This window comes from Streptomyces nigrescens (genome assembly GCF_027626975.1).
Lineage (GTDB): Bacteria > Actinomycetota > Actinomycetes > Streptomycetales > Streptomycetaceae > Streptomyces > Streptomyces nigrescens.
This window is the reverse complement of sequence record NZ_CP114203.1, coordinates 3,063,521-3,083,135: the sequence shown is the minus strand read 5'-3', so window position 1 is coordinate 3,083,135 and position 19,615 is coordinate 3,063,521. Positions and strand designations below refer to the sequence as shown.

19 protein-coding genes and 2 riboswitches are annotated in these 19,615 nt (G+C 72.1%); of the genes, 9 read left to right on the top strand and 10 right to left on the bottom strand.

Translation table 11 applies throughout. The annotated features are described in order from the left end of the window. Positions 1-47: 47 nt before the first annotated feature. The 4 genes from STRNI_RS13815 to STRNI_RS13800 form a co-directional block, all read right to left on the bottom strand. The gene (locus STRNI_RS13815; RefSeq protein ID WP_018087299.1) at positions 48-401 is read right to left on the bottom strand and encodes a hypothetical protein; all 354 of its coding nucleotides are present in this window, start codon (positions 399-401) and stop codon (positions 48-50) included. Positions 402-994: 593 nt separating this feature from the next. Further along, positions 995-1,825 (bottom strand): ammonia-dependent NAD(+) synthetase, encoded by an 831-nt coding sequence (gene nadE / locus STRNI_RS13810; RefSeq protein ID WP_018087298.1) that lies wholly within the window; start codon positions 1,823-1,825, stop codon positions 995-997. Between the two features lie 131 nt (positions 1,826-1,956). Continuing rightward, complete coding sequence (locus tag STRNI_RS13805) at positions 1,957-2,511, bottom strand: GH25 family lysozyme (RefSeq protein ID WP_093647251.1); 555 nt, start codon at positions 2,509-2,511, stop codon at positions 1,957-1,959. A 296-nt stretch (positions 2,512-2,807) separates the two neighbouring features. Then, complete coding sequence (locus tag STRNI_RS13800; protein ID WP_018087296.1) at positions 2,808-4,028, bottom strand: glycosyltransferase family 4 protein; 1,221 nt, start codon at positions 4,026-4,028, stop codon at positions 2,808-2,810. A 235-nt stretch (positions 4,029-4,263) separates the two neighbouring features. Here STRNI_RS13800 and STRNI_RS13795 point away from each other — a divergent pair, with 235 nt between their 5' ends. Further along, complete coding sequence (locus STRNI_RS13795) at positions 4,264-5,055, top strand: response regulator transcription factor (protein ID WP_018087295.1); 792 nt, start codon at positions 4,264-4,266, stop codon at positions 5,053-5,055. 1 nt (position 5,056) lies between these two features. Then, on the top strand, positions 5,057-6,622 hold the full coding sequence (locus STRNI_RS13790; RefSeq protein WP_277411338.1) for a sensor histidine kinase: 1,566 nt from the start codon (positions 5,057-5,059) through the stop codon (positions 6,620-6,622). Here the strand turns inward: STRNI_RS13790 and STRNI_RS13785 are convergent. Next, positions 6,619-7,002, bottom strand: a complete 384-nt coding sequence (locus STRNI_RS13785; protein ID WP_093647245.1) for a BlaI/MecI/CopY family transcriptional regulator — start codon at positions 7,000-7,002, stop codon at positions 6,619-6,621. The two genes, STRNI_RS13790 and STRNI_RS13785, sit on opposite strands and share 4 nt — an antisense overlap. A gap of 114 nt (positions 7,003-7,116) precedes the next feature. Between STRNI_RS13785 and STRNI_RS13780 the strand changes: the two genes are divergently transcribed. From STRNI_RS13780 to STRNI_RS13770, 3 genes are all read left to right on the top strand, one after another. Further along, positions 7,117-7,317, top strand: a complete 201-nt coding sequence (locus tag STRNI_RS13780) for a hypothetical protein (RefSeq protein WP_277411337.1) — start codon at positions 7,117-7,119, stop codon at positions 7,315-7,317. Further along, positions 7,314-8,039 carry a phosphatase PAP2 family protein gene (locus STRNI_RS13775; RefSeq protein WP_274738257.1) on the top strand — a complete coding sequence of 242 codons (726 nt, stop codon included), beginning with the start codon at positions 7,314-7,316 and terminating at the stop codon, positions 8,037-8,039. Before STRNI_RS13780 ends, STRNI_RS13775 begins: the two co-directional genes overlap by 4 nt. A 299-nt stretch (positions 8,040-8,338) precedes the next feature. Next, complete coding sequence (locus STRNI_RS13770) at positions 8,339-8,647, top strand: hypothetical protein (RefSeq protein WP_159486071.1); 309 nt, start codon at positions 8,339-8,341, stop codon at positions 8,645-8,647. A 99-nt stretch (positions 8,648-8,746) separates the two neighbouring features. Here STRNI_RS13770 and STRNI_RS13765 read toward each other — a convergent pair whose 3' ends face one another. The 5 genes from STRNI_RS13765 to gcvT form a co-directional block, all read right to left on the bottom strand. Next, complete coding sequence (locus tag STRNI_RS13765; protein ID WP_018087289.1) at positions 8,747-10,132, bottom strand: L-serine ammonia-lyase; 1,386 nt, start codon at positions 10,130-10,132, stop codon at positions 8,747-8,749. A gap of 102 nt (positions 10,133-10,234) precedes the next feature. Then, positions 10,235-11,929, bottom strand: coding sequence for an APC family permease (locus STRNI_RS13760; RefSeq protein ID WP_159486067.1), 1,695 nt, complete (start codon positions 11,927-11,929; stop codon positions 10,235-10,237). Between the two features lie 237 nt (positions 11,930-12,166). Beyond that, positions 12,167-13,426, bottom strand: a complete 1,260-nt coding sequence (glyA, locus tag STRNI_RS13755; RefSeq protein ID WP_018087287.1) for a serine hydroxymethyltransferase — start codon at positions 13,424-13,426, stop codon at positions 12,167-12,169. A 129-nt stretch (positions 13,427-13,555) separates the two neighbouring features. Continuing rightward, a complete protein-coding gene (gene gcvH, locus STRNI_RS13750; protein WP_018087286.1) occupies positions 13,556-13,933 on the bottom strand; it encodes a glycine cleavage system protein GcvH in 378 nt (125 codons plus the stop codon). Between the two features lie 100 nt (positions 13,934-14,033). Further along, complete coding sequence (gene gcvT / locus STRNI_RS13745; RefSeq protein ID WP_093647224.1) at positions 14,034-15,161, bottom strand: glycine cleavage system aminomethyltransferase GcvT; 1,128 nt, start codon at positions 15,159-15,161, stop codon at positions 14,034-14,036. A gap of 33 nt (positions 15,162-15,194) precedes the next feature. Beyond that, positions 15,195-15,312, bottom strand: a riboswitch (glycine riboswitch). After that, positions 15,313-15,408, bottom strand: a riboswitch (glycine riboswitch). Positions 15,409-15,666: 258 nt separating this feature from the next. Between gcvT and STRNI_RS13740 the strand changes: the two genes are divergently transcribed. From STRNI_RS13740 to STRNI_RS13725, 4 genes are all read left to right on the top strand, one after another. Continuing rightward, positions 15,667-16,353 (top strand): AAA family ATPase, encoded by a 687-nt coding sequence (locus tag STRNI_RS13740; protein WP_018087284.1) that lies wholly within the window; start codon positions 15,667-15,669, stop codon positions 16,351-16,353. A gap of 104 nt (positions 16,354-16,457) precedes the next feature. Beyond that, entirely contained in the window at positions 16,458-17,264 is an 807-nt protein-coding gene (locus tag STRNI_RS13735; RefSeq protein WP_159486061.1) for an enhanced serine sensitivity protein SseB, read from the top strand. Between the two features lie 73 nt (positions 17,265-17,337). Then, positions 17,338-18,129, top strand: a complete 792-nt coding sequence (locus tag STRNI_RS13730; RefSeq protein ID WP_018087282.1) for an enhanced serine sensitivity protein SseB C-terminal domain-containing protein — start codon at positions 17,338-17,340, stop codon at positions 18,127-18,129. 386 nt (positions 18,130-18,515) lie between these two features. Beyond that, entirely contained in the window at positions 18,516-19,514 is a 999-nt protein-coding gene (locus STRNI_RS13725) for an ABC transporter permease (protein ID WP_026169221.1), read from the top strand. The last annotated feature ends 101 nt before the right edge of the window (positions 19,515-19,615 follow it).

Below are 19,615 nucleotides of genomic sequence, written 5' to 3'. Positions count from 1 at the left end.
TGCCCGGCCCGCCGGGGCCCGCCCCGGGCACCCGGGGGCTCGCCCCCCTAGGCACTCAGCCGTCGCCGCCAGCGCGGATGCGGACGGGCATACGGGCGGGTGTGCGGAGGGTGGGCGTCCGCCCGGCGCCGGCGGTCGTTGCAGAGCAGGCACTTCCCGTAGCCCGGCGGAAGGGGATCTTCCGGGTCGCCGTACAACGGGTCGACCGCACCGTGCGGATGCAGGGCGCAGCCGGTCGGGCCGGTCTCCGCGCCCAGCGAGCCGGCAGCGGTCAGTGCTTGGCGGAGGACGTCGACGAGTTGGTCCGCATCGCGCCGGGTGGGCGCGGACTGCAGGGCGGAGGCAAGGTCGGAGGCGGTGGTCAGCGCGGTCTGGAGTTCGCGCAGGTTTGCGTAACCCATGTCTCGGAGCGTAGGCGGCCCCACTGACAGTTGATCTTCCGATCGCATTTCGCGGCTTCCCATGGCCGGATGCATGCCCGCTCACACCCACGATTTAGCACCGAGATGGTGACGGTCCCCTAGCCGGGTCATGACATGACGGGGTGGGGCGGCGGTGCGTGGAGTGGCGGTGCGTGGGGTGGCGCGACGGGGTGGGGGCGCTGGGCGCCGGGGTGCCGCCGGCGGGGGCGCTGTCGGCGGGGTGCCGCCGGCACAGGGGCGCTGCTGCCGGGGTGCCGCTGTCGGGCATGCCGCTCCCCCCCACCCCCGAACCCACCCCCCGCCCCCTCCCCCGAAGGGGGAGAGGGGGAGGGGGCGGGGGAGAGCTCCGGAACCGGGCGGGGGAGAGCCCCAGGAAGGCCAGGAACGGGGCGGGGGAGAGCCCCAGGAAGGCCAGGAACGGGGCGGGGGAGAGCCCCAGGAAGGCCAGGAAGGGGGGCGGGGGAGAGCTCCAGGAAGGCCAGGGAGGAGGCGGCGGAGCTCTCCCGAACGGGGCGGCGGAGAGCTCCAGGAAGGAGGCGGGGGCGCGAACCCCGAACCCGGTCCGGTCCCGCTCAGGGAGCGATCGGCAGTGCCCGCTTGTGCTCGGTGAGGCGGTAGCGGCGGACGATGGCCTGGGCGGCCGCCTCGTCGACGGGCTTGCCCTCCAGGAAGTCGTCGATCTGGTCGTAGCTCACGCCGAGCGCGTCCTCGTCCGGCTTGCCCGGGTCCAGCGTCTCCAGGTCGGCAGTCGGAACCTTTTGGACCAGTTCTGCCGGGGCGCCCAGCGCCGCCGACACGGCGCGTACCCGGCGCTTGGTCAGCCCGGTGAGCGGCACGACATCGGCCGCGCCGTCCCCGAACTTGGTGAAGAAGCCGGAGACCGCCTCGGCCGCGTGGTCGGTGCCCACGACCAGCCCGTTGTGGGCCCCCGCGACCGCGTACTGCGCGATCATGCGCTGCCGGGCCTTGATGTTGCCCTGGACGAAGTCCTGGTGGTGGGCGTCGCGGAAGGTGAGCCCGCCGTCCAGTGCGGCCTGCAGCGCCGCGTCGCTCGCCGGGCGGATGTCGACGGTCAGCTCCCGGTCGGCGCGAATGAACTCCAGCGCGCGCTGGGCGTCCTTCTCGTCCGCCTGGACGCCGTACGGCAGCCGCATCGCGTAGAACGTCGCCTCGTGCCCGGCGGCGCGGGCCCGCTCCACGGCGAGCTGGCAGAGCCGGCCCGTGGTCGTGGAGTCGACGCCGCCGCTGATCCCGAGGACCAGCGAGCGCAGGCCCGTGGAGGTCAGCCGCTCCGTGAGGAAGCTCACCCGGCGCTCGATCTCCTGCTCGGCGTCGAAGGACGCGGTCACCTGGAGATCCCGGGCGATCTCCTGCTGCAGGGCCTTGGACGCCGGGTCGGTCACGGCTGCTCCTCTTGTTCTCGTGCTGCGTCGCGCGGGGGCGGTGACGCGCTGTTCCTGAGCCGCGTACGCAGCGTTCCTCTGCCGCGTACGAGCGGTACCTGGCGACACGAACACGCGTGCCAGGAGGAACCTTATGCCGGGTGCGCCCACTTCTTGAGGGCGGCCTTGCTGGAGAAGTCCGCGACGTCCTTGTCCAGCGGCCGGTCGGTGTACTGATGGATGCGCCACTTCGCCTTGATCCGCGGATGCCCGGCGGAGACGTAGTCGGCGATCCACAGGCCGTCGGCGGCGTAGGACGTGGTGTCGTGGTTGAGCCAGAAATCGCGGTTGCAGTAGAGCATCACCCGGTGCGTGGGGCGCAGCTTCTTCACCTCGACCAGGAACTGGTCCTTCTGCGCATTGCTCGCATAGGTCCCCTCGCCGGTGCGCTCCCAGTCGCAGGCCAGCAGGTCGCCCTGCACCGAGGCGCACTTCTCGACGAAGTATTTCGCCTGGGCGGCGATATTCCCCGGCCACAGAAAGTGGTAGAAACCGACCACGCAGCCCGCTTTACGGGCCTTTGACGCCTGCGCGGACTGATGCGGGTTGATGTAGGAGCGGCCTTCGGTGGCCTTGACGAAAACGAAGTCCAGCCCCGCGGTGGAATACGAGGTGTTGTAGGAGCTGACATCGACACCGTGCAGCATGAGTGGCCTCCTGCCGGTCGGACCTGCGGATGCGAAGCGTCAACTGCTCGAAGCGTCAACTGCGTTGCCGCGCGTCCCGGGTGTTCCGTGATGCGGCGTTTCGGTGATCCGGCGCTGTGATCCGGTGCTGTGATCCAGCGTTTCTGCGTTCCGTGCGATTCAGTTTCGTTCCAGCAGTTCAGCATGTTCGCTACCGGGGACGCCAGATTCGGGACGGGAAGTTCCTTGTGCCGCGGTCAAGTTGAGGCGGGGCCGGTCCCGCCGACAGGACCGGCCCCGCCGCCCGGGGGCGCGTCTCAGCGCCGCAGGGCGCGCCGCAGCAGCCGTCGTGCGCGGGCGCGGACACGCGCCGCGATGCGCTGCCGGGTCCGCCGTCCGCGCGTCGACCGCAACTCCCCGAAGAGGACCTGATAGCGCTCGGCTATCGGCTCCGGGTCGTAGCGGTGCGAGCTCTCCCGCGCGCGCTCGGCCATCGTGCGGCGGCGCCCGGGATCCTCGATGAGGGTGAGCAGGGCACCGGCCAGCGCCCGGCCGTCGCCGGGCGGCACCAGCAGCCCGTCCGTACCGTCGTGGATGATCTCGGCCGGGCCCAGCGGGCAGTCGGTGCTGACGACGGGCACTCCGCAGCGCATCGCCTCGACGATGGTCATGCCGAACGACTCGGCGTCCGAGGCCGAGGCGACGATCGACGCCTTGGCGAACTCCGCCTCTATCGGCGAGCGCGGCCCGGTCAGTTCCGCCTGCCCGCTCAGCCCGAGTCCGTCGATCAGCCCCTGGAGCCGCGCCCGCTCGGTGCCGCCGCCGTGTATCCGCAGCTGCCACTCGGGGTGCTTGGCGGCGACCGCGGAGAACGCCTCGATCAGCAGGTCGAAGCGCTTGCCGCGGACCAGCCGGCCGGCCGCCGCGATCACCTTCGAGGTGCCCTCGGACGGCGGCCCGGCCGGCGCGGGCACGATGTTGGGCACCGCCAGGACCCGTACGCCGGGCAGCGGCATCCGGGCGCGGTAGACGGCGGCGTCCGCCTCGGTGGTGGTGACCACGGCGTCCAGCGTCCCGTAATGGCGGGCGAGTTCGGTGCGGAGCCGTTTGCTGTGTGCGTCGTGCCGGAGGTGCTCCTGGGCGATCCGCAGGGCCCGGCGGGGGGCGAACCGGGCCAGGTAGACATTGATGCCGGGCCGGGTGCCGATCAGCACGTCCGCGTCGGTGGCGCGCAGCAACTCCGCAGCGCGGACGTCGACCAGCCGGCTGTACTGGTGGTGCCGCTTCTCGGCGAGCGGGAAGTCCTGCGCGGGCTCACCGAACAGCGGATCGGCCATGTCCTCGCTGCCGACCCTGGTGTCCACCAGCGGCACCAGCCGCACCCGGGGGTCCACGGTGAACCGCGGGACCTCGCGGTGCCGCAGCATCGAGACGATCTCGACGTCGTGCCGGTCGGCGAGCGCGGCGGCGAGGTTGAGGGTGGTGCGGACCGTGCCGCCGATGGCATAGGCGTTGTGCAGCAGGAGGGTGATCTTCATGCGGTGTGGTGTCTTCCCCGAGATGTGCCGAGTCATTCCGACCGGCCGGTACCTGCGCGGCCGGTCGGGATGACTCGGCCCGTCCGGCACCGGGCCACCGTGTCGCCACGGGGTAAGCCGAGGGCGTGGCCCGGGTGAGAGCCCGGTAAGAACCGGCGGTGAGAGCCGGGTAAGAAAGCCGCCGTCCCACCGGCCGCCCGTCACCGCACCGCCGGACCCTTGGCAGACTTGCCGGGTGACCCACTCCGTACTGCTCGCCGAGGACGACCGCCCCATCCGCACCGCGCTGGAGCGTGCCCTGACCCTGGAGGGGTACCAGGTCACCGCCGTCGCCGACGGCATCCAGGCGCTGGCCGCCGCGCACCGCGAGCGGCCGGATGTGATCCTGCTGGACGTGATGATGCCGGGGATCGACGGCCTGCAGGTGTGCCAGGTGCTGCGGGCCGAGCAGGACCGCACCCCGATCCTGATGCTGACCGCCCGGGTCGAGACCGCGGACCGGATCGCCGGTCTGGACGCCGGGGCGGACGACTACGTGGTCAAGCCGTTCGAGGTCGAGGAGGTCTTCGCCCGGCTGCGGGCGCTGCTGCGCCGGACGACGGCCGGCTCGGCCGGGGCGGAGGACGGCGGAGGGCCGGGGACCGGTCCCGACGGTGCCGATGAGCCCGGCGAGGCGGGCGGGGGCGCGGAAGCGGGCGGGGCGTATGAGGCCCGGGTGGCGGACAGCGGTGTCGTCGAGGCCGCGGATCTGCGGATCGACGGCCCCTCGCGCCGTGCCTGGCGCGGCGAGCGGGAGCTGGAGCTGACCCGGACCGAGTTCGAGCTGCTGGAGCTGCTGGCTCGCAACGCCGGGATCGTGCTGGACCATTCGACGATCTACGACCGGATCTGGGGGTACGACTTCGGGCCGGGATCGAAGAACCTCGCGGTGTACGTGGGCTATCTGCGGCGCAAGGTCGATGTCCCGGGCAGCCGTCCGCTGATCCACACGGTGCGTGGCGTCGGCTACGTGCTGCGGGAGGACTGAGATGCCCGGCCCCCGCGACCGCGCCGGGACCGGGCCCCGCGCCGGGTGCCGGCGGTTGCGGCTCCGGCTCCGGGCCTGGCTGCGGTCCTGGCGGCGCGGCGGGTCGGCGGCCTGGCTGCGCACCCGCAGGCCCGCCAGTCTGCGCACCGCCTTCGCGGTGGCGTTCGCCGCCGGGGCCGCCGCGGTGACCGTCCTCGTCGGGTTCCTCAGCTACGACGCGGCGGCCCGGCTGGTGCGGGTCGATGAGAAGTCGGTGTTCTCGCAGGTCGTACGGGATCTGCGGATCCAGGTCCAGGAGAAGCCGTTCGGGCCCGCCGACTACGCGACCGCCGACCCCGACCACGACGGGCCGCGCGACGACCTCACCCGGCCCAGCCGCACCGAGGTGCAGATCCTGGGGCCCGGCGGCCGGATCGTGGAGCGGGGGCGCCCGGTGCTCCCGGCAGGTCCCGCGGAGCGCCGGATCGCCGACGACGAACGGGCCGGCGAGCACGCGGAGCGGGAGGCGGACATGGGCGACGAGGAGTACCACGTCGCGACCGTCGCGCTCGGCGGCGGCCGCGGGGCGGTCCAGGTCGCCCAGAAGTTCAGCGAGACCGAGGATCTGCTCTCCGCGCTCCAGCAGCGCACCGCCCTGCTGGCCGCCGCGGTGATCGCGCTGGCCGGGGCGGGCGGCTGGTGGCTGGCGCGCCGGATCACCGGCCGGCTGGTGCGGCTGACCGCGGTCGCCGAGAGCGTGGCGGAGCACGGGCGGCTGGACGTCCCGGTCCCGGTGGCCGGGCGCGACGAGGTCGCCCGGCTCGGGCGGGCCTTCGACGACATGCTCGGCCGGCTGGCCAGCGCCGTCCAGGACCAGCAGCGCCTCGTCCAGGACGCCGGCCACGAGCTGCGCACCCCGCTGACCTCGCTCCGTACGAATATCTCGCTGCTGAAGCGGTTCGACGAACTGCCGTCGGACGCCCGTGAGGAGCTGCTGGCCGATCTGGCGGGCGAGGCCCGTGAACTCAGCGATCTGGTCAATGAGCTGGTCGATCTGGCCGCCGGACAGCGCGATGACGACCCGCTCGCCGAGGTGGGCCTGGCCGAGTCCGCGGAGAAGGCGGCCGCCTCGGCCCGCCGCCGCACCGGCCGCGAGATCACCGTACGGACCGTGCGCCCGGCGGTGGTCGAGGGCCGCCCCGCCGCGCTGCACCGTGCGCTCACCAATCTCCTGGAGAACGCCGCCAAGTTCGACGCGGGCGGCACGGAGCCGATCGAGGTCGTGGTCACCGGCGCCCGGGTCGAGGTCCTCGACCGCGGCCCCGGCATCGCGGACGCCGATCTCACCCGGGTCTTCGACCGCTTCTACCGCGCCGCGGCCGCCCGCGGCCTGCCCGGCTCCGGCCTCGGCCTCGCCATCGTCCGCGAGATCGCCACCGCCCACGGCGGCCACGCCTTCGCCACCCACCGCCCGGGAGGGGGCGCCACCCTGGGCTTCACGGTCGGCACCGGAACGGGGGCGGGGACGGGGACGGGGAGCAGCACGGGTTCCGGCGGGGCACATGCGGAGACCGGGCTCGGTTCCTAGGGGGCGCGATCCCCCGCCCCCTCCAGGAGGCTCCGCAGCAACTGCGCGTCCTCGCTGGTCAGTTGGGAGACGAAGCGGGCGAGCGCGGTGCCGCGGTCGTCCTGCTTGTCGAGCTCACTGCGCATCCGCCGGGCGGTCAGCCCCGCGGAGTCCTGTATGGGCGAGTACACGAACCCGCGGCCGGCCCGGGAGCGGGACACCGCCCCCTTGTGGTGCAGCCGGGTGAGGATCGTGGTGACGGTGGTGCGCGCGAGCCGCCTGCCCAGCGTGCTCTGCACCTCGGCCGGGCTCAGCGGACCCTCGGCCGCCCAGAGCGCCGCGAGCACGCTCGCTTCCAGCTCACCGGACGGGCGCCGCTGCACGGGTGATGTCTCCGACATGGCACGCCCTCCACCTGTTCGTCGCCTACAGTGCCGTAGACCGTCTACGTGACTGTAGTCGGTCGGGCCGGCCTCACGGCAGGCCCGCAACCCATTATGGGAGGGCCCGCCGACATGGCAGCAGCCGCCGCATCTGCGCAGGTGACGGGCGCTTTCCAGGCCGTGGACGGGCGCGGTGCCGGATCCCTGCCCCTCACCCACCGGACCGACGGCGGCCTCGCCCCGGCCGCCCGGCTGTCCACCCCACTCGCCCGCCGTGCCGCCCCCGCCGCCGGCCGGCTCCCCGCCACCCGCCCCCTGGCGGCCGCGCGGTGACGGCGGCCGGGCCGGAACCGGGACCGGCGGCGAACGGGCCACAGCCGGAGCCGGCCCAGGGCCATGGGACGCGCCCCCGCCCCGGCACCGCCGCGCTGCTCACCTTCGCCGCGGTCTGCGCGGCGCTCTTCGCCGCCACGGCCCTGACCGTGTCGCTCCGCAACGGCACCCCGCTCGCCGCTGAACAGGCCGCCGTCCGCTGGTCCGGCGCGCACCAGGGGGAGCCGTCACGCTCCATGGCCGGGGCCCTGACCGCCACCGGCAGCGGTCCGGTGCCGTATCTGATGGCGGTCCTCGCCGGGCTGCTGGCCGGTGAGCGGGCGCGCGGCCGGCTGCGGGCGGTGTGCTGCGCCGTCGCCGTCCTCGCCGCCGGCCAGGCGATCCGCTACGGCCTGATGGAGCTGCTCGCCCGCCCCCGCCCGCCGGCCGGGGACTGGACCGGGTCCGCCTCCGGATACGCGTTCCCCTCCGGCCACGCCACCACCTCGGTGCTGGCGGCCGGAATCCTCGCCTGGGGCATCGCCCGGCGCGCCCGCCCCGCCCTGGCCCGCACCTGGTGCGCGGTGCTCGCCCTCTGGGCCGCCGGAGTCGGCCTCACCCGCATCTACCTGGGCGTCCACTGGCCCGGCGATGTCCTCGGCGGCTGGTTCCTGGCGGCCGGACTGCTCGCCCTCGCGCTGCTCCTGGAGCCGTTCGCCCTCGGCCGCCCGGGCCGCTCCTGACCGGGCCCGTACGCGCCCCCGCGGCGCACATTCCCATGAATAGCTGACGATCGGTCCAGGTCTTCCCCAAGGCGGCATGGACGCGTCCCGCGCCGAGCAGCACTGTCCTGGGCGCCGGGACGGCGAAGCGATCCCGCCACGGCGCCGCTCACGGCACGTACCACCGCACGATCACGGCACGTACCACCGCACCTCACGGCACGTACCACCGCACCTCACGGCACGTACCACCGCACCTCACGGCACGTACCACCGCACCTCACGGCACGTACCACCGCACCATCAGGGGGAACGCACCGATGAACCAGCCACTCGACACCCCGCCGCCGCGGCGGGCCGCCGACACGACCGCCGTGCCTGCCGCGCCCCACGGCCGCTGCCCGGCCGCCGCCGCCAAGGACCCCACGCCCTGCGAGGGACCGCGGGACGCGGCCACCATCGTCGACCGCCACGGCCGGGAGTCCGCCGGCTGTGTCCACCACTGCGCCCGCCTGCTGGCCGGCCTCGAAGGCGCCCGTGTGCACCCCTTCGTCCCCGCGCCCCAGGCCCTGGACGTCTACTCCCGGGCCCGTGAACTGCCGCCCTTCGCCTGGGAGATCGGCAGATAGCCCCCGGGTACGCGTCGGGGCGCCGTGACCACACGGCGCCCCGACCCCGACTGCCGGGCCGGCGGGTCGTCGACGACCGCGCCCGGACCCGTCAGCTCCTCAGCACTCGATGATGTTGACCGCGAGCCCGCCGCGCGCCGTCTCCTTGTACTTGACGCTCATGTCGGCGCCGGTGTCCTTCATGGTCTTGATGACCTTGTCGAGGGAGACGTGGTGGCGGCCGTCGCCGCGCAGCGCCATACGGGCGGCGGTGACGGCCTTGACGGCGGCCATGCCGTTGCGCTCGATGCAGGGGATCTGGACGAGACCGCCGACGGGGTCGCAGGTCAGGCCCAGGTTGTGCTCCATGCCGATCTCCGCGGCGTTCTCCACCTGCTCGGGGGAGCCGCCGAGGACCTCGGCGAGGCCGCCGGCGGCCATGGAGCAGGCCGAGCCGACCTCGCCCTGGCAGCCGACCTCGGCGCCGGAGATGGAGGCGTTCTCCTTGAAGAGCATGCCGATGGCACCGGCCGCGAGCAGGAAGCGGACGACCCCGTCCTCGTCGGCGCCGGGCACGAAGTTGATGTAGTAGTGCAGGACGGCGGGGATGATGCCGGCCGCACCGTTGGTGGGGGCGGTCACCACCCGCCCGCCGGCCGCGTTCTCCTCGTTCACGGCCATCGCGTAGAGGGTGGTCCACTCCATGGCGCGGGCGGCCGCGTCCCCTTCGGAGCGCAGCTGGCGGGCGGAGTGGGCGGCCCGCCGCCGGACCTTCAGACCGCCGGGCAGGATGCCCTCGCGGCTCGTACCGCGGCTCACACACGCCTGCATGACCTGCCAGATCTCCAGCAGCCCGGTGCGGATCTCGTCCTCGGTGCGCCAGGCCTTCTCGTTCTCCAGCATGAGGGCGGAGATGGACAGGCCGGTGTCCTGGGCCAGCCGCAGCAGCTCGTCGCCGGTACGGAAGGGGTGGGTCAGGACGGTGTCGTCGGGCACGATCGGGTTCTCGCCGGCGACGGCGTCCTCGTCGACGACGAAGCCGCCGCCCACCGAGTAGTACGTCTTCTCCAGCAGGGGGGTGCCCGCCGCGTCGTAGGCGAAGAGCGTCATGCCGTTGGCGTGGTACGGCAGCGCGCGGCGGCGGTGCAGGATCAGCTCGCCGGCTTCATCGAAGTCGATCTCGTGGGCGCTGCCTATTTCGGCGCCCAGCAGCCGCAGCCGCTTGGTGGAGCGGATGCGCTCGACCTCGCCGTCGGCGGATTCGACGTCGACGGTACGGGGGGAGTGGCCCTCCAGACCGAGGAGCACGGCCTTGGGGGTGCCGTGGCCGTGGCCGGTGGCACCGAGCGAGCCGAAGAGTTCGGCGCGGACGCGGACCGTCCCGGAGAGCAGGCCGTCCTTCTTGAGGCGTCCGACGAACATCCGGGCGGCGCGCATCGGGCCGACCGTGTGGGAGCTGGAGGGGCCGATGCCGATGGAGAAGAGGTCGAAGACGGAGATGGCCACGGGGGCGGACTCCCTTGTCTGCTCGTGGTGGACGGTGGAGCTGGGGGTGAGGGGAGATTTTGCGCCGGTTTTCGAGCGTAACGCGGACCCGGCGCGGTGCCCTCAGACGGAAACCATCGGGCGTCCGTCGTCGGCGGTAACAGTGGGTGCCGGGGTGGTTTCGGCGGGGGAGAGGGTGCCGGTCAGGCCCCGTGCGTGGGCCCTGACCCCGGAGCGCACCGCCCAGAAGTAGAAGAGCGGGGCGGTGACCGCGATCACAGCGGTGCCCAGCTCGCCCGGGAGGAGGCCCCGGCCGCCGAACTCCCGGCCGCCCAGCGCGGACACCGTGGCCGTCCACACCAGGAAGAGGACCATCCACCAGGCCGGAGCGAATTGCCGCAGCAGGCTCGCCCCGCGCCCGCCCCTGCCGGACGCCGCACCGCCCTGTGCGAGCTCGCCCCGGCGCCACAGCACCAGCGCCGCGACCGGAACGGCCACCAGCGTCAGCACGGTGATCTTGCCGGTCTCCGGCCACTTCGACCAGTACAGCGCGCAGGCGGCGAAGGCGAAGGTGACCGGGCACAGCACCCCGGCGGCCGGCAGCCGGAAGGGACGGGGCAGGTCAGGGCGGGTCCGCCGCAGCACCCCGACCGCGACCGGGCCGATCAGATACGAGATGACCATGGCCGCCGACACCACACCGGCCAGCGCCTGCCAGCTGCGGCCGACGGTGAGCAGCAGCAGGACGGAGAAGCCGAGGTTGAGCCACATCGCGGGGCGCGCGGTGCCGTAGCGGGGGTGCACGGCCGCCAGCTTCCGGGGGAAGAACCCGGTCTCGGCGAGGTTGGTGACCATGTACGCGGCCGAGGCGACATTGGCGATGTTGGACCCGGCCGGCGAGATGAACGCGCCGAACTGCAGCATGGTGACCACCCAGTGCAGCATCAGCAGCCCCGCCAGGTCGGCGAACGGCGAGTTGAGGTTCACGCCCTGCCAGCCGCCGGACCGCTCCAGCAGCTCCGGCGGCACCGAGCCGAGGTACGCGACCTGCAGCGCCAGATAGATCACCAGGCCCAGCGAGAGCGCGCCGACCAGGGCGAGCGGGATGGCCCGGCCCGGGTTCTTGGCGGCGCCGCCGAGGTTGACCACGGCCTGGAAGCCGTTGAAGGCGAAGACCACACCGCAGGTGGTGACGGCGGTGAGCACGGCCGGCCAGCCGTACGGGGCGAAGCCGCCGTGGGCGGTGAAGTTCGAGGTGTGGAAGCCGGACCCGATCAGGGCGAGCACCGCCAGCACCGGGATGGCGAACTTGACCAGGGTCAGCACGGTGTTGGCGCGGGCCAGCAGCTGGACCGACCAGAAGCAGGTCAGCCAGAGCGCGAGGGTCAGGACCAGCGCCACCGCCGTGCCGGAGAGGGTCAGCTGGTGGGTGGCCGGATCGACCAGGCCCTTCGCCCAGTCGAAGCTCCAGGACGTCATGTACTGGGTGGCCGCGATCGACTCGATCGGGATCAGCGAGGCGGTCGCGATCCACACCGCCCAGCCGGTGAGGAAGCCGAGGACCGGGCCGTGCGAGAGATGCCCGTAGCGGGCCATCCCGCCGGGGATCGGATAGGCCGAGCCGACCTCCGCGTACGACATCGCGATCATGCCGATGAAGACGACACCGATCACCCAGGCGACCAGCGCCGCGGGGCCTGCCACCTGGGCTGCTGCGCCGGCCCCGAAGAGCCATCCGGAGCCGAAGATCGAACCTATGCCGATCATGATGAGGGCGAAGAGGCTGAGCCCCTTGCGCCCGCCGGCGCTCATGTCCATGGAAAGTGTCGTCCGTCCTGCTGGTGCCGCATGCCCCTCGCTGCCGAAGGGCCGTTGACGTGTGCCGCCGACACCTTATTTCGGCCAATTGACGGGAATGGCACTGCGCTGCCGGAGCACCGGCGCGCACCGGTCCCCGCAGACCACGAGCCCGGGGCCAACGGCCCCGGGCTCACGGCCCGTTCACTCCCGGACCGCCCTGCGCGGACGGTCCGGGATCTCACTGCATGAGACGCGTCACAGCGACGGGTAGAGCGGGAACTTGTCCGCGAGCGCGGTGACCCGGGCCTTGAGGGCGTCGGTGTCGTAGCTGGGCTTGAGGGCCTCGGCGATGATGTCGGCGACCTCGCGGAAGTCCTCGGCCTGGAAGCCGCGGGTGGCCAGGGCCGGGGTGCCGATGCGCAGGCCGGAGGTGACCATCGGCGGGCGGGGGTCGTTCGGGATGGCGTTGCGGTTGACGGTGATGCCGACCTCGTGGAGGCGGTCCTCGGCCTGCTGGCCGTCCAGCTCGGAGTCGCGCAGGTCGACCAGGACGAGGTGGACGTCGGTGCCGCCGGACAGGACCGAGACGCCGTGCTGCCTGACGTCGTCCTGCACGAGGCGCTCGGCCAGGATGCGGGCGCCGTCCAGGGTGCGCTGCTGGCGCTCCTTGAAGTCCTCGGAGGCGGCGACCTTGAAGGAGACCGCCTTGGCCGCGATGACGTGCTCCAGCGGGCCGCCCTGCTGGCCCGGGAAGACCGCCGAGTTGATCTTCTTGGCGAGCTCCTGGGTGGAGAGGATCACGCCGCCGCGGGGGCCGCCGAGGGTCTTGTGCGTGGTGGTGGTGACCACGTGGGCGTGCGGCACGGGGGAGGGGTGCAGACCCGCCGCCACCAGACCGGCGAAGTGCGCCATGTCGACCATGAGGTAGGCGCCGACCTCGTCCGCGATGCGGCGGAAGGCGGCGAAGTCGAGCTGGCGCGGGTAGGCGGACCAGCCGGCCACGATCAGCTTGGGGCGGTGCTCCTTGGCGAGGCGCTCGACCTCCTCCATGTCGACGAGGTTGGTCTTCTCGTCGACGTGGTAGGGCACCACGTTGTAGAGCTTGCCGCTGAAGTTGATCTTCATGCCGTGGGTCAGGTGCCCGCCGTGGGCGAGGTTGAGACCCAGGATGGTGTCGCCCGGCTTGATCAGCGCGAACATGGCCGCGGCGTTGGCCTGCGCGCCCGAGTGCGGCTGGACGTTGGCGGCCTCGGCGCCGAAGAGGGCCTTGATGCGGTCGATGGCGATCTGCTCGACGACGTCGACGTGCTCGCAGCCGCCGTAGTAGCGGCGGCCGGGGTAGCCCTCGGCGTACTTGTTGGTGAGGACGGAGCCCTGGGCCTCCATGACGGCGACGGGGGCGAAGTTCTCCGACGCGATCATTTCGAGGGTGGACTGCTGGCGGTGGAGCTCGGCGTCGACGGCGGCGGCGACGTCGGGGTCGAGCTCATGGAGGGAGCTGTTGAGAAGCGACATGAGTCTTCCTGGGGAGTCAGGGGCGCGAGGGGATCCCCCGGGACGGAATCCGGAGGAGCTTCCCCGCGGGCGGTGGCGGGTCGGAGGTCCCCCGTCCGGGCGAGGCCGGAAGCGGGGGAGAGCCGGGGCTCAGCTCTGGATGAAGGCGGCGTACTCGTCGGCCGAGAGCAGTTCGCCCGGCTCGCCGCTGATCTTCACCTTGAACAGCCAACCACCCTCGAACGGGGCGGAGTTCACCAGCGAGGGGTCATTGACGACATCCTCGTTGATCTCGGTGATCTCACCGTCGACGGGCGAGTAGAGGTCGCTGACCGACTTCGTCGACTCCAGCTCGCCGCAGGTCTCGCCCGCCGCGACCGTGGAGCCGACCTCAGGGAGCTGCACGAAGACGACGTCGCCGAGCGCGTTGGCCGCGTGCTCGGTGATGCCGACCGTCGAGGCGCCGTCCTCGGCGCCCGACAGCCACTCGTGCTCCTTGCTGTAGCGCAGCTGCTGGGGGTTGCTCATGGCTCGATTCTCCTGTACGCGAGGGTGTGATCGTGAATGGGGTCTTGCGCAGTGAGACGCGCGGGCGCGCGCCGCCGCCGTGTCTGCCGCGGGGGAACCGCTACTTCTGCCGCTTGTAGAACGGCAGAGCGGTGACCTCGTACGGCTCATGGCTTCCACGGATGTCCACGCAGACACCCTCGGTGCCCGGTGTGGCGTAGGCCGCGTCGACATAGGCGATGGCGATCGGCTTGCCGAGCGTGGGGGACGGGGCCCCGGAGGTGACCTCGCCGATGACCGTGCCGTCGGCCGTGACGACCGGGTATCCGGCACGCGGCACCCGGCGGCCCTCGGCGACCAGACCGACCAGCTTGCGCGGCGGCCGGGTCTCGGCCCGCTCGGCGGCCGCGGTCAGGGCCTCACGGCCCACGAAGTCCCCGTTGTTGGTGGTCTTCTCGAACTTCACGACCCGGCCCAGGCCCGCGTCGAACGGCGTGGTCGCGGTGGTGAGCTCATGCCCGTAGAGCGGCATGCCCGCCTCCAGGCGCAGGGTGTCGCGGCAGGAGAGCCCGCACGGCACCAGACCGGCGTCCTTGCCGGCCTCGGTCAGGGCCTCCCAGAGGGCGACCGCGTCCGCCGGCCGGACGAACAGCTCGAAGCCGTCCTCACCGGTGTAGCCGGTACGGGCGATCAGCGCCTGCACACCGGCGACCGTGCCGGGCAGCCCGGCGTAGTACTTGAGACCGTCCAGGTCGGCGTCCGTCAGCGTCTTGAGGATGCCGGGGGACTCCGGGCCCTGCACCGCGAGCAGTGCGTAGGCGTCCCGGTCGTCGCGGATCGCGGCGTCGAAGCCGCCCGCCCGCGCGGTCAGCGCGTCCAGCACCACCTGGGCGTTGGAGGCGTTGGCGACGACCATGTACTCCTGGTCGGCGAGGCGGTAGACGATCAGGTCGTCGAGGATGCCGCCCCCGGCCTCACAGATCATGGTGTAACGGGCGCGGCCCGTCTTGACGCCGCCGATGTTGCCGACCAGCGCGTAGTCGAGGAGGTCGGCGGCCTGCGGGCCGGTGACGGTGATCTCGCCCATGTGGGAGAGGTCGAAGAGGCCGGCGCGGGTACGGACGGCGACATGCTCGTCGCGCTCGCTGCTGTAGCGCAGCGGCATGTCCCAGCCGGCGAAGTCGGTCATGGTCGCGCCGAGCGCGCGGTGGGTGGCATCCAGCGCGGTGCGACGGGGGGCATCAGTCATGGTTCTGGGCTCCCAGGCAGGGGTGACAAGACGTTCTCCCCATCTGTCATCGGAACCTGAGAGGTTCACCGGGATCCCGCGAACGGACCCGGTTTGCACCTTGGGTGGAGCCGCCCCGTAGGCCGGGCAGTGGCTCGCTTTTCAGATCTGCCTCGCCCGCGCGGTATAGGGGCCTGAGAGATTCAAGGGAGGACTTGCTCCTTCGGCGCCCCGCCATGGCGGCCGGGGACTCTCCCGCACGGGTTCAAGCGGCCGGTATGCAGTTGGCGGTGCACGGATGAGCTCCGATGTGCACGTGGCGGCCACATCATTGCACGGGATCGCCAGAAAAGGAGCCCCCACCGCCGCCCCGCCCACGACGTGGGCAGATCGGACAATCGCCTTGATGGGCATTACCTTTTCTTGACACTCTGCGGGTAGGGGACGGACTCGAACCGGACCAGAACGGACGGGGAGGGCGATCACGGTGCACAGCGAAGCGGCATTCGGGGCGACTTCAGGGGTCGTGCCCCCGGACGCCGTGCGGTCGGCGCCGTCCGCCGCCATGTCCCGGGCCGGCCGTGCGCCGCGGCCCGTCATCCGGCCGGGGCGCCGCACCGAGGTCGTGGACCTGCGGAGCGACGGCCGGCCGCCGGACGCCGCCGAGCTGCGGTTTCCGGCCGGTGACCTGGTCGTGGTCTCCGGGCTGCCGGGCAGCGGCAAGAGCACCCTCATGCACCGTGTCGTACCGCCCCTGGACGGGCACGGCGCCGCGGTGCACCGCATCGATTCCCAGGACGTCCGCGAGCGCTGGGAGCGCGGCAGACTGCACCGGCTGCCGTACGGCCTCTACCGCCCGCTGGTCCGGGCCGCCCACTATCTGGCCCTGGGCCGTGCGCTGCGCTCCGGCGACAGCGTGGTGGTGCACGACTGCGGGACGCTGGCGTGGGTGCGCCGCTGGATCGCGCGCTCGGCGCTGCGCGGCGGCCGCGGGGCGCATCTGGTGCTGCTCGATGTGGCACCCGAGGTGGCGCTTTCCGGCCAGGAGTCACGGGGCCGCGGGGTGTCGGGGTACGCCTTCGCACGGCACCGCAGGGCGGTGGGCCGGCTGGTCGGTGCCGCGGAGTCGGCCCGGCTGCCGAAGGGCTTCTGCTCGGCCGTCCTCCTCGACCGGCGGGCGGCGAGCGCGCTGGAGACGGTCAGCTTCCACTGAGGGCTGTCCCGTGTGTTGCCGGGCACGCCCCCGCACACCGCACCGCGCGCCTTCTCGTTTAGGGTCTTTGGCCAGATGGCGCGGTTTGGAACGGGTGGGTGCACATGACATTTCCGGAGCAGGGGATACCGCAGCTGGCGTGGCCGGCGAACGAGCTCGAAGAGGTGCTGTCCGCGTCGGTCGGGCACCCGGGTGCCGGCGGCCGGATCGTCGAGATCCTCGGCCGCAGCCGGCTGTGGGTGCCGCTGCCCAGCGGCGGCGGCCCGGAGAGCGCGGGCTTCGGCGCCCGCGGCCTCGATCTGCCCACCGTCGAGCTCGACGGCGCGCCCTATGTCCCGGTCTACAGCTCCGAGCAGGAGTTCCTGCGGGTGGTCGGCTCGCACATGTCGTTCACCGTCGCCCCGGCCCGGGAGTTCGCCCGCGGACTGCCGCCGCAGATCGGCATCGCGGTCAACCCCGACGGGACGGTCGGCGTCCCGCTGCCGCCGCCCGCGGTGGCCGAACTGTGCCGGGAGCGGCATCACGGACATCAGGAGTTCGACGGGCTGCCGAGCGGCGGCCGGGTGCGGCTCTTCGAACCGGACTGGCAGGACGAGCCGGTGGACTTCCTGGCCTCCGCCGGGCTGGAGTTCTCCGGCGCCGGAATTGTCCTGACTGCCCGGCGTGCCCTGGCCAGCGTCGAGGGCGACACGCCCGCACTGTTCGTCGGTGTTCAGGTCGCGGCGGATCCCACGGCGCTGCAGGACGGCACCGCGCGCGAGAGGGTACTGTCAGCCCTCGGACGTGCGCTCGGCGCAGTACCGCTGCCCTGGCCCGTACAGCTCGTCATGCTCGACCTCGCCCAGGGTGACCCGGTCGCCGACTGGATGCTGGAGCGTGTGCGCCCCTTCTACTCTCGGGACCACTCGTAGGGCAAGCCCTAAGCTGGTTGGATGACAGGCGGGCGCACCCACACGTGCCCTGCTGAGAGAAGGGACGGACCACGTGAGCGCGGGTGCGCATCAGGGGCCGGCGGCGGCCGGACAGCTGGAGCAGCTGCTGCAGCAGGTCTCGCCAGGCCGTTACGACGCCTATGAGGCACTGCTGCACGCGCTCGCCGCGGGCCAGGTCTGGATGCTGCTCTGGCACGGCCGGGCCGGTATGCCCGATGCGCAGTACGGAAACATGGAGGTCGAGGGCCTCGGCTATGCGCCGTGTGTGACCTCGGCGCCCGAGCTCGCCGCCTCCGGCTGGAACCGCGACCACGAGGTCGTCACCGGCACCGAGATCGCCGCCGCGCTCTTCCCCGACCGCTGGGGCCTGTGGCTGAATCCGCATGCTCCCGGTGGCGGCGTCGGCATCCCCTGGCTGGACCTGCGCCGTATCGCCGGCGGCCTCGACCGGCTGCCCGCCGGGCCGCTGCGGATCTCGGAACCGGTCATCGACATCCCGCAGTTCTACGCGCTCCTCGCCCAGAACGCCCATCGCACGCCCGCCGTACGGTCGCTGCGCCGGGCCTGGGTCCAGCCCGCGCTCGGTGCCCCATATCTGGCGATCGGTCTGGATCTGTACGACACCGGCCAACAAGCGGTGGATTCGGTGCGGTTGATGATCCAGCAGTCGATCGGCGCGGTTCCGGACGGTCTGCCCGTCTCCACGGTCGCGATGAACGACGAGTACGACCCGGTCGGCATGTGGATGCGGGCCTCCACGCGCCCCTTCTTCGACCGTGACGGCTATGTCCAGCCGCAGGCTCCCGCGCCCTCCTACGGCTACGGCTACCCGCGTCCCTACTGACGCCTGACGGTGCCGCTCCGCCGTCGGCGCCTGGGGTGAATTCGCCCCAGGCGCCCCGCAGTTGAGCCCCTTTCCCGTGGGTATGCACTCCGCTCAGCCCGAACTCTTGTCCGTATAACGGAATGCCGCGGATCACATCACAGTTACGCATCCTTTCCCCTTCAGGGCTGGTGACTGATCGCGAATCGGATGAAGACTCCCGCAACACAGGGTCTCGGCCCTTTGTCCGAGCGTCATCCCGGAACGGCGTCGCGCGCACCTTCTCGAAATTCCATATACGCGAACTTCCGCGATGCCTGCAGGACTTGCACCAGTGATGTGAATCAGGCCGCTACCGCGGCGTCGCATGGGCCGGCCACCGTCGGCCGAGAGGGGTCAAAGGCACCGTGACCGCACCGATCGAGACCACCGGAGCAGCTGCTGAGGCGCAGCCGGAAGCGGTGCTGAAAGGCGTGGAAGGAAAGCGGATCGAGGGGCGCTCGCTCGGTCAGATCGCCTGGCTGCGCTTTCGGCGGGACAAGGTCGCGGTGGCCGGTGCCATCGTTGTCATCCTGCTCATCGCCATCGCCGCCCTCTCCCGCCCCCTCCAGTCACTGCTGGGGCTGGACCCCAACAGCCCCAACCAGTCGCTGATCGACCCCAACACCACGCTCCCCAAGGGCGACTTCGGCGGCATGAGCGGGGACCACCCCCTGGGTGTGGACCCGAAGTTCGGCCGCGATCTGCTCGCCCGGATCCTGGAGGGCTCCTGGGTGTCGCTGATCGTGGCGTTCGGCGCGACCCTGCTGTCGGTCGCCATCGGCACCGTCCTCGGTGTGGTCGCCGGCTTCTACCGCGGGCGGGTGGACGCCTTCATCAGCCGGATGATGGATGTCTTCCTGGCCTTCCCGCTGCTGCTGTTCGCCATCGCGATCTCCGCCTCGCTGCAGGGCGGCGCCTTCGGTCTGGAGGGTCTGCCGCTGCACATCTCGGTGCTGATCTTCGTGATCGGCTTCTTCAACTGGCCGTACATGGGGCGGATCGTGCGCGCGCAGACGCTGTCGCTGCGCGAGCGGGAATTCGTGGACGCCGCCCGCGGCATGGGAGCGCGCGGGCCGTTCATCCTCTTCCGGGAGCTGCTGCCCAACCTGGTGGGTCCGATCATCGTCTACTCGACGCTGCTGATCCCCTCCAACATCCTCTTCGAGGCGGCGCTGAGCTTCCTGGGCGTCGGTATCCAACCGCCCCAGGCGTCCTGGGGCGGCATGCTCAACCAGGCGGTCAAGTACTACGAGGTCGACCCTCAGTACATGATCGTTCCCGGCCTCGCGATCTTCGTCACCGTGCTGGCGTTCAACCTGCTCGGTGACGGTCTGAGGGACGCGCTGGACCCGCGCAGCCGCTGACGGCCGTGCCTGGCACCCGCTCAGAAGTCTCACCCGCGTTTTTCGCAGTTCTGAAGTTTCGACGCATCGAGTAACGCCGTTGCTCGACGAACGAAGGGGAC

Bases quoted from the DNA above. Each gene is read 5' to 3' on its own strand.
- STRNI_RS13805 (WP_093647251.1), bottom strand. From the start codon at position 2,511: ATGCTGCACGGTGTCGATGTCAGCTCCTACAACACCTCGTATTCCACC.
- STRNI_RS13800 (WP_018087296.1), bottom strand. From the start codon at position 4,028: ATGAAGATCACCCTCCTGCTGCACAACGCCTATGCCATCGGCGGCACG.
- STRNI_RS13785 (WP_093647245.1), bottom strand. From the start codon at position 7,002: ATGTCGGAGACATCACCCGTGCAGCGGCGCCCGTCCGGTGAGCTGGAA.
- gcvH (WP_018087286.1), bottom strand. From the start codon at position 13,933: ATGAGCAACCCCCAGCAGCTGCGCTACAGCAAGGAGCACGAGTGGCTG.
- STRNI_RS13760 (WP_159486067.1), bottom strand. From the start codon at position 11,929: ATGGACATGAGCGCCGGCGGGCGCAAGGGGCTCAGCCTCTTCGCCCTC.
- STRNI_RS13815 (WP_018087299.1), bottom strand. From the start codon at position 401: ATGGGTTACGCAAACCTGCGCGAACTCCAGACCGCGCTGACCACCGCC.
- STRNI_RS13780 (WP_277411337.1), top strand. From the start codon at position 7,117: ATGGCAGCAGCCGCCGCATCTGCGCAGGTGACGGGCGCTTTCCAGGCC.
- STRNI_RS13790 (WP_277411338.1), top strand. From the start codon at position 5,057: ATGCCCGGCCCCCGCGACCGCGCCGGGACCGGGCCCCGCGCCGGGTGC.
- glyA (WP_018087287.1), bottom strand. From the start codon at position 13,426: ATGTCGCTTCTCAACAGCTCCCTCCATGAGCTCGACCCCGACGTCGCC.
- STRNI_RS13770 (WP_159486071.1), top strand. From the start codon at position 8,339: ATGAACCAGCCACTCGACACCCCGCCGCCGCGGCGGGCCGCCGACACG.
- gcvT (WP_093647224.1), bottom strand. From the start codon at position 15,161: ATGACTGATGCCCCCCGTCGCACCGCGCTGGATGCCACCCACCGCGCG.
- STRNI_RS13735 (WP_159486061.1), top strand. From the start codon at position 16,458: ATGACATTTCCGGAGCAGGGGATACCGCAGCTGGCGTGGCCGGCGAAC.